At 70.2% G+C, this 10,499-nt stretch carries 10 protein-coding genes; all 10 read left to right on the top strand.

Annotated features, from left to right (window positions below):
* Positions 1 to 373: 373 nt before the first annotated feature.
* Entirely contained in the window at positions 374 to 1,531 is a 1,158-nt protein-coding gene (locus VFE05_15345; GenBank protein ID HET6231447.1) for a glycosyltransferase family 2 protein, read from the top strand.
* A 297-nt stretch (positions 1,532 to 1,828) separates the two neighbouring features.
* The gene (locus tag VFE05_15350; GenBank protein ID HET6231448.1) at positions 1,829 to 2,791 is read left to right on the top strand and encodes an NAD-dependent epimerase/dehydratase family protein; all 963 of its coding nucleotides are present in this window, start codon (positions 1,829 to 1,831) and stop codon (positions 2,789 to 2,791) included.
* 232 nt (positions 2,792 to 3,023) lie between these two features.
* Positions 3,024 to 4,154, top strand: coding sequence for a hypothetical protein (locus tag VFE05_15355; protein ID HET6231449.1), 1,131 nt, complete (start codon positions 3,024 to 3,026; stop codon positions 4,152 to 4,154).
* 324 nt (positions 4,155 to 4,478) lie between these two features.
* On the top strand, positions 4,479 to 4,703 hold the full coding sequence (locus tag VFE05_15360; GenBank protein ID HET6231450.1) for a hypothetical protein: 225 nt from the start codon (positions 4,479 to 4,481) through the stop codon (positions 4,701 to 4,703).
* Positions 4,704 to 5,063: 360 nt separating this feature from the next.
* Positions 5,064 to 5,348: a hypothetical protein gene (locus VFE05_15365; GenBank protein HET6231451.1), complete on the top strand. Its 285-nt coding sequence runs from the start codon at positions 5,064 to 5,066 to the stop codon at positions 5,346 to 5,348.
* A gap of 209 nt (positions 5,349 to 5,557) precedes the next feature.
* Positions 5,558 to 5,734, top strand: coding sequence for a hypothetical protein (locus VFE05_15370; protein ID HET6231452.1), 177 nt, complete (start codon positions 5,558 to 5,560; stop codon positions 5,732 to 5,734).
* A 170-nt stretch (positions 5,735 to 5,904) separates the two neighbouring features.
* Positions 5,905 to 7,179 (top strand): glycosyltransferase family 1 protein, encoded by a 1,275-nt coding sequence (locus VFE05_15375; GenBank protein HET6231453.1) that lies wholly within the window; start codon positions 5,905 to 5,907, stop codon positions 7,177 to 7,179.
* Positions 7,176 to 8,282 (top strand): lysylphosphatidylglycerol synthase transmembrane domain-containing protein, encoded by a 1,107-nt coding sequence (locus tag VFE05_15380; GenBank protein ID HET6231454.1) that lies wholly within the window; start codon positions 7,176 to 7,178, stop codon positions 8,280 to 8,282. The genes VFE05_15375 and VFE05_15380 overlap by 4 nt, the downstream gene beginning before the upstream one ends.
* 89 nt (positions 8,283 to 8,371) lie before the next feature.
* Positions 8,372 to 9,058: a sigma-70 family RNA polymerase sigma factor gene (locus VFE05_15385; GenBank protein HET6231455.1), complete on the top strand. Its 687-nt coding sequence runs from the start codon at positions 8,372 to 8,374 to the stop codon at positions 9,056 to 9,058.
* A gap of 551 nt (positions 9,059 to 9,609) precedes the next feature.
* The coding region (locus tag VFE05_15390; protein ID HET6231456.1) for a hypothetical protein at positions 9,610 to 10,499 on the top strand (890 nt) is incomplete at its 3' end.

Genomic DNA, 10,499 nt, shown 5'->3' on the forward strand with positions numbered 1-10,499 from the left:
AAGGGCGAGAACGACCAGGCCGATGATCCACGGCCAGATGCTCCGCTCCTTCCGTTCCACGTTGATGTCAGCCACGATCTCCTCCTGGTGAGCACGGGTCCAATAGCCGGCCGGACCGCGAGGCCGGGGGACGGGGCCGGACGACTGCCTGTCCGGCGGGGCCGCGGAGGCCGGATTGCCGCCGCGCGTCGCCGCGCCGCAGGTGCAAAGATCGCGCCTTCGACGCTGTCGGCGCCTTGCGCGGAAACGCATATGCGCGCGTGGGAGGTGGCCCGCGCGCGCACTCGCCGGTATGATTCGCGCGCGTGGGCTGCCCCTGCGCGTCCGCACGCGAGCGGCGCCGGGTTCCCCCATCTCTCGTTCGATCGCGAGCATGCACGACGCGCTCTTCTACCTGGCCGCGGCGACCGTCGTCTTTCTCCTGGCGATGACGGCGGAGCTGGTGCTGGGCGGCCGGAAGCTGCGCCGCATGGCGGACGTGGCGCTGCCCGCGCCCGGCGAGCTTCCCACGCTGTCTGTGGTGATCGCGGCGCGCAACGAGGAGCGGAACCTGGAGGAGGCGCTCCGGTCGGTCTTGGCGCTGCGCTGGGAAGGCGGCGCGGAGGTGATCGTGGTGGACGACCGCTCGACCGACGCCACGGGCGCGATCCTGGACCGCATGGCGGCGACGGCCCGGCGGCTGCGCGTGGTGCACGTGGCGGAGCTGCCGGCCGGCTGGCTGGGGAAGAACCACGCGCTGTGGCACGGCGCGCAGGAAGCGCGCGGCGAGCTGCTGCTCTTCACCGACGCGGACGTGGTGATGGAGCCCACCGCCGTGCAGCGCGCCGCCGCCCACCTGGTGCGGGGCGGCTTCGACCACGTGACGGCGGGGCCCGACGTGCTGATGCCGGGCATGCTGCTGCGCACGTTCGGCGTGGTGTTCGCCGTCTTCTTCTCGCTCTTCTCGCGGCCCTGGAAGGCGGCGGACCCGCGCAGCCGCTTCCACATCGGAATCGGCGCGTTCAACCTCGTCCGCGCGAGGGCCTACCGGGAGATGGGGACGCACCGGGCCATCGCCATGCGGCCGGACGACGACATGAAGCTGGGCAAGCTGGTGAAGAAGCACGGCTTCCGGCAGGACTTCCTGATCGGGGCGGGGATGGTGTCGGTGGAGTGGTACGCGTCGCTGCGCGAGCTGGTGAACGGGCTGAAGAAGAACGGCTTCGCGGGCGTGGACTACCGCCTGTCGATGGTGTGGCTCGCCACTGTCGCGCACACGCTGCTCTTCGTCTGGCCTTTCGTGGCGCTCTTCGCCACGCACGGGTGGACGCGGGGGCTGAACGCGGCGGCGGTCGCCATCATCCTCGTCGTCTTCGCGGGGGCGGCGCGGGAAACGCGGGTGCCGCCGTGGTACGGTGTGATCTTTCCCGCGGCCGTGCTGCTCTTCCTGTACGTCGTCTGGAACTCGACCCTTGCCACGCTTCTCGGCGGCGGCATCGAGTGGCGGGGTACGCACTACCCGCTCGCCGAGCTGAAGGCGAACCGCATCTGAGCTGGTGCGCTCCCCGCGGCGTCGGCTCGACCGACGACAATCGACGGGCCTGCTGCCACCGTTGACACTCCGTCCGCAGCCCGGCTAGGTTTCCGCCGCCTCGCCGCGCGGTGAAGTACAAGCCGCCGTGCGGGTTACAGGCCCCTTCAGGAGATGTACGGCGGACGATGCGCGGCCGACCGTTTTCCCTGCGGATTCGCCGGCCTCCAGTCCGAGCCTGGTCCTCCAACGCCCTCCATTCCCGCCCTTGCATCCTCCACCTCCGCCGATGGGCAGCATTTGCCGCGGGTAGCGCTCGTGACCGGCGCGTCCGGATTCGTGGGCGGGCATTTGGCCGAGCGACTGCGCGCCGCGGGATGGAACGTGCGCGCCCTCGTCCGCCCCACCAGCGATGTCGCGCTGCTGCGGGAGCTTGGCGCGGAGCTGGTGCACGGCGGCCTGGACGACGTGGATGCGATCCGGCGCGGGGCGGATGGCGCGGAGGTCGTCTTCCACCTCGCCGCCGTGACCGCCGCGCGCGACGAGGCCGCCTACCGCCGCGCCAACGCGGAAGGTACGCGCAACGTGGTCCGCGGCGCCCTCGCCGCCGACAACCGGCCGAGGCGCATCGTCTATCTCTCCTCGTACGCGGCGTGCGGGCCGTCCGCGGATGCGCGGGCGAGGCACGTGGACGACCCGCCCGCGCCGCTCACCGCGTACGGGCGCACGAAGCTGGAGGGCGAGCACGCGCTGGCGGAGGCGGCACGCGGGGGCGTGGAGACGCTGACGGTGCGCGCCCCGGCCGTGTACGGGCCGCGCGGACGCGAGCTGCTGCCGTACTTCCGCTTGGTGGCGAACCGGCTGGCGCCCTCGCCCGGCGGGCCGCCGCGGCGCTTGCACCTCGTGTACGCGCCGGATTTGGCGGCGGCGCTGGTGCGAGCGGCGGACGCGCCGACCGGCACGTATCCCGTCGCCGAGCCGGTGGAGCACCCGTGGCGCGACGTGGTCGGGGAGATGGCCCGCGCGCTGGGCCGCCGCCCGCTACGCATCTCCCTCCCGCCCACGCTCGTCCGCGCCGCCGCCGCGACGACGCAAGCACTCGCCGCCGCCGTGGGGCGCACCCCCGCCTTCAACCGCGAGAAGGCGGAGGAGATGCTCGCGGAGGCGTGGGTCTGCGATCTCGCCGGTTCCGATGCGCTGCTGCCGCCGGGCGAGGCGACGCCGCTGGCCCGCGGGATGGACGTCACCGTCGCCTGGTATCGCGACCACGGCTGGCTGTAGATTCCGCACCGACACGGCTGCGCCCGGCTTTGATGTTCCGCCTTGGCCGGCAGCGTATCCGCCGAGCCGCGGAGGTGCATTCGGTAGATGTGCACCACCGCGCATCGGCCGTGATGCTCGAGCGCACGCCGCAGTCCATCGACCGAGACCCGATCCAGCCTGGCAGCGCGGCCGATGCGCATCTACGGACCGCCTTCCATCTCCCGACCCGTCCCCACCACACCCGTCCCTGATGACCGACAGCGTTCGCGTTCGCGAGATCTCCCCGGGCGACAAGCTCAAGCCGTTCGTGGACTTGTGGTGGAAGTACAACGCGGCGGACCCGCACTGGGTGCCGCCGCTGCGGATGGTGGTGAACAAGGCCCTGGACCGCCGCAAGCACCCGTTCCACAAGCATGCCGAGGTCGCCTACTTCCTGGCCGAGCGCGGGGGCGAGACGGTGGGCCGCATCGCCGCGTTCGTGAACCGGCTGCACAACGACACGCACGGCGAGCGCACCGGCTTCTTCGGCTTCTTCGAGGCCGAGGACCGTGCGGAGACGGCGCGCGCGCTGGTGGACGCCGCTGCCGCCTGGCTGCGCGAGCGGGGGATGGAGAGCATGCGCGGTCCCTTCAACTTCTCCACGAACGAGGAGGTGTCGTCGCCCGGCATCCTCGTGGACGGCTTCGACATGCCGCCGTTCGTGACCATGTCGCACAACCCGCGCTACTACGGCGCGCTCGTGGAGGCCGCGGGCCTGGCGAAGCTCAAGGATCTGGTCGCCTACCGCATCCCCAGCCCCGAAGCGCCCGAGCGGCTAAAGCGCGGCGTGGACGCCATGCTCAAGCGCCACGGCGCCACCATCCGCTCGCTCGACATGAAGAGCTTCGAGCGCGAGGTGGGGATCGTGAAGGACATCTACAACTCCGCGTGGTCGCTCAACTGGGGCTTCGTGCCGTTCACCGACGAGGAGTTCGCCTACGTCGCCAACGACATGAAGTCCATCGTGGACCCGGCCCTCTGCTTGATCGCCGAGGTGAAGGGCGAGCCGGTGGGCTTCTCCCTCGCGCTGCCGGACATCAACCAGGCGCTGCGCCACCTGCCCAGCGGGCGCCTCACGCCGCTGAACGTGCTCAAGCTGCTCTGGTACCAGCGCAAGGTAGATGCGCTGCGCGTCATCACCCTCGGCTTCCGGCCCGGCTACCAGCACCAGGGCCTGGGCGCGGCGTTCTACCTGAAGACCTTCCTGAACGGCGCCGAGCGCGGCTACAAGACCGCCGAGGGTTCGTGGATCCTGGAGGACAACTGGGAGATGCGGCAGGCGCTGGACAAGCAGGGCGCGTACGTCTACAAGACCTACCGCATCTACGAGACGGCGCTGTAGCGAGGCCGTCGCCGAACCGAAGCGTCGACGACGAAGGAAGATCATGGGAGCCGTGACGTGCCCGGCCTGCGGGCTGGAGGAACCCGGGCGGCCCGTCTGGCGGGAGTGCGGCGCGCCACTCACGGTTCGCGCCAGCCAGCAGCGCCGCTCGCGCGACCTAGAGCGGTTTTCGCATCAGTCCAGAGCACAAGTTCCCCTGGAATGTGTGAAGCCCGGGCGATTTCACTCCGGATTGATAGGCAAATCGCTCTAGCGGACCGCATCGCAGCCAGCGCGAGCGACCGCGGATACGCCGAGTGGCAGCGCAGCGTCATCACGGACGTGGTGCACGGCGGGGGAACGGCGGGCTACGCGCTCGTGATCAGCACCGTCGTGGTCTGCGCGGCCGTCTTCCTGGGTGTGCACCGTGCGGTGCTCGCCTGGTGGGAGCCGGCGAACAGCCCGGGCATCTTCGTCTACCTCGCCATCGTCGTCCCGCTCACGGTGCTGTACTTCAGGCTGAGCGCCCCGCTCTTCTACCGCTTGCACCGGCGCCTCGCGAAACGGTAGTTCTAGCGGCGGACCTCGTCCCGTGCCCGGCCCGCGGGCCGGGGCCACGAAACGGCGGAGTCGGACGGCCGCGCATCCAAACGGCCCCGCGGAGCATCAGATGGACACAGGCGGCATCGATACCGGTTCGGTTCTGATGACCACCGGGAAGCGGATTGCCGTCGTGCAGCGGGCACGCGGTATGTGGGAATGGCGCACGGATCTGCCGGACGCGACGGCGTTGCTGCGGAGGCTGACCGGCGGTCGACGGCCATCGGGATGCCGACCTCGAGAAGATACGCAACTCTTGCCCAACCGATTCCGTAAGCCGATGCAGAGACGGGCACGATGGCCGGCCGATCGGCGTTTCCTGAGATGACGATGCAAACGGAGAAGCCGCCGAAGCGCGCGGGGATGGCGATCGCGCTGGCGGTGTTGTTCGGACCGCTCGGCTTGTTCTACGCCAGCACGCTCGGTGGCGTGGTGATGTGTATGGTCACCGTCACGGCGGGCCTGTTCACCGTCGGCGTGGCGCTCGTGCCGTGCTGGCTGGTGTGCGTCTTCTGGGCAGTGGTCGCCACGGTGAGCCACGACGACCCGCATCCCACCGGCATCCCCTGGGCCGAGGCCCAGCGCGAGGACGAACGGCCGGACGCGGAGGGCTGAGATGCGGACGGGCCCGGCGCCTTCCGTTTAGGCCCTATCCTCGCGAAGCACGCTGTATTAGATTGCAGCTTCCGACTCTGCGCAAAAGACGCGGAGCGTACCGAGCGAACACGCCAGGCAGCATTCCCACCCCACCGCCCCGCGTGCGTCCCCTTCGGGCCGCAGCGCTCCCCAAGGGCGGAATCCCTCAGCTCGGAGGGCGTTTTTCCATGTTGACCCTGATGATCGCAGTGGCGGCGGCAGCCGTGGTGGCAGGCGGCGTGTACCTGTCGCGCCAGGCCGATGCCGACCCGTGGTCGGCGCGCCGCAAGACGCGCACGCAGGAGCACCTGCTGGCCACCGCCGGCTCCGCGCCGGACCCGGCCGAAGAGCCGGCCGAGCGCTAGGCGGCCACGCACGGCCGGGCCACGCTCCGCCATGCGCGGGGCGGCCCGGCCGGTCCTGTTCCGCCGCGGCGGCGGGCGCTTAGATTTCCCCGTTCCGGTTCCGTAAACGAACGCACGGGGGACGAGTTGCGCCACGCACCGCACGACGCCCACGCCGGCCCCGGCGCGGGATGAAGGTCGCTTTCTTCACCGAAAGCCTGTTCCCCCACGTGGACGGCGTGTCGCGCACCCTCGCGCAGCTCTTCGCCACGCTGGAGGCCCGCGGTGTCGACTTCCGCGTGTGGTCTCCCTTCGTGCCCGGCCCCCAGGTTTCGTGGGCCCGCCGGGTACGCCCCGTGCCGTTCCTCCGCTTCCCGCTCTATCCCGACTACCGCGTTTCGCTGCCGTTCCGCCATGGCGCCGCCGCCGAGCTGCGCGAGTGGCGGCCAGACGTGGTGCACGTGGTCAGCCCCACGCCCATGGCCGGCTGGGCGCTGCGTTGGGCGCGCCGCAACGGTGTGCCGGCGGTTTCCAGCTTTCACACACACTTCGTCTCGTACTTCCCCCACTACGGCGTGCCCTGGCTTCAAGGCGCGGGCTGGGCCGTGCTGCGCCGCTTCTACCGGCGGTGCGACGTGGTGTACGCGCCGTCGCACGCCATCATCCGCGAGCTGGCGGAGCACGGCATCCCGGGCGTGAAGCTGTGGTCGCGCGGCATCGACCTGGCGCGCTTCTCCCCCGCCTTCCGCGACGCGGACCTGCGCCGCCTGGCCGGTGCGGACGATGCGACGCCGGTCGTGCTGATGGTGAGCCGCCTGGTGAAGGAGAAGGATCTGGCCGATCTGGTGGAGATGGACGCCGTCCTGCGCTCGCGCGGCAACGACTTCCGCCTGGTCCTAGTCGGCGACGGGCCGATGCGCGGCGAGCTGGAGGCGGCGCTGCCGCACGCGTATTTCGCCGGCCACCAGGACGGCGAGGCGCTGGCGCGCTGGTACGCCTCGGCAGACGTGTTCGTCTTCCCCAGCACCACGGAGACGTTCGGCAACGTGGTGCTGGAGGCGATAGCGTCCGGCCTCCCCGCGGTGGTCGTGGACCGCGGCGGCCCGCCGGACCTGGTAGATGCGGGCGAGACGGGCTGGATCGCGCGCGCGAACGACCCCGCGGACCTGGCCGCGCGCGTGGAGTCGCTTCTGCGCGATCCCGCCGCCCGCGCACGGATGGGATCCCGCGCCCGCCAGGTCGCAGGCGAACGCGACTGGAGCGCCATCAACGGCCGGCTCGTGGACGACTACACCCGCCTCGCCGGCCTCCCCTCTCCCGAAACCGCATCGACGCTGGACGCATCGCACGCATCGGAATCGATCGGTCGATCCGCATCTCCCGATCGACTCGGGTCCTCCGTTGACCTCTCGTCCGCAGAGGTCACGGCCGAATCACGATCGTCGGACAACGATTCCGGCGGATGAAGAGCGAGGCGGGCGGCGAGCGGAAGGGCGGGCGGCTGGAGCGGCTGTTCCGGGTGTCGATGCTGCTCATCCCCGTGGGCGTGCTGGGGAATCTGGCGCTGTCGTGGTTCGCGACGGACCACCAGGTGCTCGCCACGCTCCACCATCTCCCGAAGCGGTACCTGCTCGCCGCCGTCGCGCTGGGGCTGGCCCCGTGGGTGACGAACGCGCTGCGCATCCGCATCTGGGCAGGCTTCATCGGCCGGCCCATGTCGATGAGGGACGCGTTCCGCATCACCATCGGGTCGGAACTGGCGTCGTCGGTGCTGCCCACGTCCACCGGCAGCGAGGTGCTGCGCTGGGGAATGATGGTGCAGAAGGGGATCACGACCGGCCAGGCGGCGTCGATCATGACGCTGGGCTACGTGGAAGACGCGGTCTTCTTCCTGGTCGCCATCCCCACCGCGGTCGTCGTCGCGCGCGCGTGGGAGCTGCCGGTGCTGCGCGACGTGGCGGGGCGCATCCGCGGGAACGCGCTGGTGGTCGCCGTCGCACTGATCGCCGCGCTGCTGATCCTCCGTCTGCTGCTTCGTCTCGCGCTGAGGGGAAGGTTCGGGCTTCGGCTTCGCAGTTCCAGCCGGCGGCGCGTGGCGAAGCTGCGGCGGCGAATGCGGAAGACCGGGCGCGACTTCCGCGGCGTTTTCCTGATGGTGCGCGAGCGGGGCAAGCTGCGCTTCGCGCTGACGCTGGGCATCACCGCGGTGCAGTGGAGCTGCCGCTATTCCGTGGTCACCGCGCTAGCGTACTTCCTCGGCGCGCCGGTCGATCCGGTGCTCTTCTTCCTGCTGCAGTGGGTCATCTTCACCGTCATGCTCTTCGTGCCCACGCCCGGCGCGGCCGGCGGCGCGGAGGCGGCGTTCCTGCTGGTGTACTCGGCCCTGCTGCCCGCGCGCATCCTGGGCATTGCCACGGCGGGCTGGCGGTTTCTCACGTTCTACCTCCAACTCTCGCTGGGCTCCCTCGTCTTCGGCTCGCTCAACTTCGCGGAGAGGCGTGCGCGCAGCCGCGGAGACGCCCACGGCACGCCGCATGCCTCCACGCGCGAAGGCCGATCCGGGAGGTGAGCGTAACTCACCGATTTTCAAAGCCTTACAACGCTTGTTTGCACGACGAAACCCTCGACAAAGGGGTGAAATGTGTTTATATTCATCCCATGAAAACGGCAATCGATCTCAGCAGTGCGGCGGCGATCATCAACGCCCCGCAGCCCCCCGCCGGCAGGCTGGGGCGCACGGCCGTGCAGGTGCCCGAGGCACTGGGCGACCTTACGGACGAGCAGCTTTTTCAGCGATATACCACCGGTGACGGCGACGGCTTCCGTGTGCTCATGGAGCGCTACCAGCCGCGAATCCAGGGCTTCCTGCGCAAGCGCCTGAACGACGAGGAGCGGGTGGAGGACCTCACGCAGGACACCTTCCTGCGCATCCACCGCGCGCGCGGCAGCTACGACCCCAGCCGGAAGTTCTCGACGTGGATCCACACGATCGCGAACAACCTGCTGAAGAACGAGTTCCGCAACCGTTCGCGCCGCCGCGAGACGGCTTTCTCCGAGCTCAGGCCCGAGACGTCGGCGTCGGGCGCGCCCACGCGGCCGGTGGAGTTCGCCACCGGCGGCGCGGACCCGGAGCGTGAGGCGTACCGCAGCGAGCTCCGCACCGCCATCGACGCGGCGATCGCGCGGATGGACGAGCACCACCGCATCCCGTTCGTGATGCGCGAGGTGGAGGACCGCACCTACGAGGAGATCGCCGAGGAGATCGGTATCCCCGTGGGCACGGTGAAGAGCCGCCTCAACCGCGCCCGCAACTCGTTCCGCATGCTCCTGCCCGTCCCGGTCTGAGCATCCGGCTTCGGCCAAAGCTCTCGGTTTCGGTAGATGGTAGATGACGGACGGCCCGTCTCGCGCGATTGCGCGGGGCGGGCTGTTTGCGTTGGGGGTTGGTGAAGCGGGCCCCCTCCCCCGGCCCCTCCCCCAAAACTGCCTGGGGGAGGGGAGACCAGAAGTCCGCGGCGGGAGGGTTGGCGCGGCTGCGAACTGGTCCAACGGCGGGGGGCCGGCCGGCGATTCAGCGGTCGTAGCGGAAGATTGCCGAAGCGCGCTTGTCTGAGCCTGCATCGCGCACAACGGTAACCCTCGCAATGGTGTAGCTCCGATCTTCCCGCGTCGTCGAACGAGGCATCACCTCCACTGCACGAATCTCCGGAGCATCGTTACATCCCTTCCCGATCCGTTGTCGAGCCACCCTCGTCCCGTCGTTGCTTTGCGAGCGGTTGATTCGGGGGCGGAGGCGGTGTATGCTGCATGTTCGCCGTGACGTGCCGATGGAGTCCGTCCGGTCGGCTCGCATCCCTCGACTTCCGCGCTCCCCCACCTCGCGCCGGAGAACCGCCATGCCCGAAGGAAGCTCTGCCACGGTGAACGACGGCGACGTCCTGCTGCTCGTGGGCACCATGAAGGGCGCGTTCATCCTCTCGTCGGATTCGGAGCGGAAGGAGTGGCGCGTGGACGGGCCGTACTTCCGCGGCGAGACCGTCTACTCGATGGCGTTCGACCAGCGCGGCGGGCGGCGGCGGACGCTGGCGGGCACGCAGAGCTGGCACTGGGGCAGCGTGGTGCGCGCCAGCGACGACTTCGGCGGGACGTGGACGGCGCCGGAGCGGCAGAACGTGCGATTTCCGGAAGATTCCGGGCTGGCGCTCAAGAACATCTGGCAGATCCACCCCGGTCCGGCCGGCGAGCCGGACCTGATGTACTGCGGCGTGGAGCCCGCGGCGCTGTTCGAGTCGCGCGACGCGGGCGACACGTGGAGCCCCGTGGAGGGCCTGCTCAAGCACGAGCACCGCGAGCGTTGGATGCCGGGCGGCGGCGGGCTGTGCCTGCACACCATCGTGCAGGACGCCGGCAATCCGCAGCGGATGGGCGTCGCCATCTCCACCGCGGGCTTCTACCGGACGGACGACGGCGGGCGCAGCTGGCAAGCGCGCAACAACGGGGTGCGCGCGCAGTTTCTGCCGGACAAGTACCCGGAGTTCGGGCAGTGCGTGCACAAGGTGGTGAACCACCCGTCGCGGCCGGAGCGGCTCTTCCTACAGAACCACTGGGGCCTGTACCGCAGCGACGACTGGGGCGACACGTGGACCGACATCGCCAACGGCGTCCCGTCGGACTTCGGGTTCGCCATGGAGGTGCACCCGCACGAGCCCGACACGGTCTACATCGTGCCCCTGGAGTCCGACGGCTTCCGCTGCGTGCCCGAGGCGAAGCTGCGCGTGTACCGCAC

This window comes from Longimicrobiaceae bacterium, assembly GCA_035696245.1.
Taxonomy (GTDB): domain Bacteria; phylum Gemmatimonadota; class Gemmatimonadetes; order Longimicrobiales; family Longimicrobiaceae; genus DASRQW01.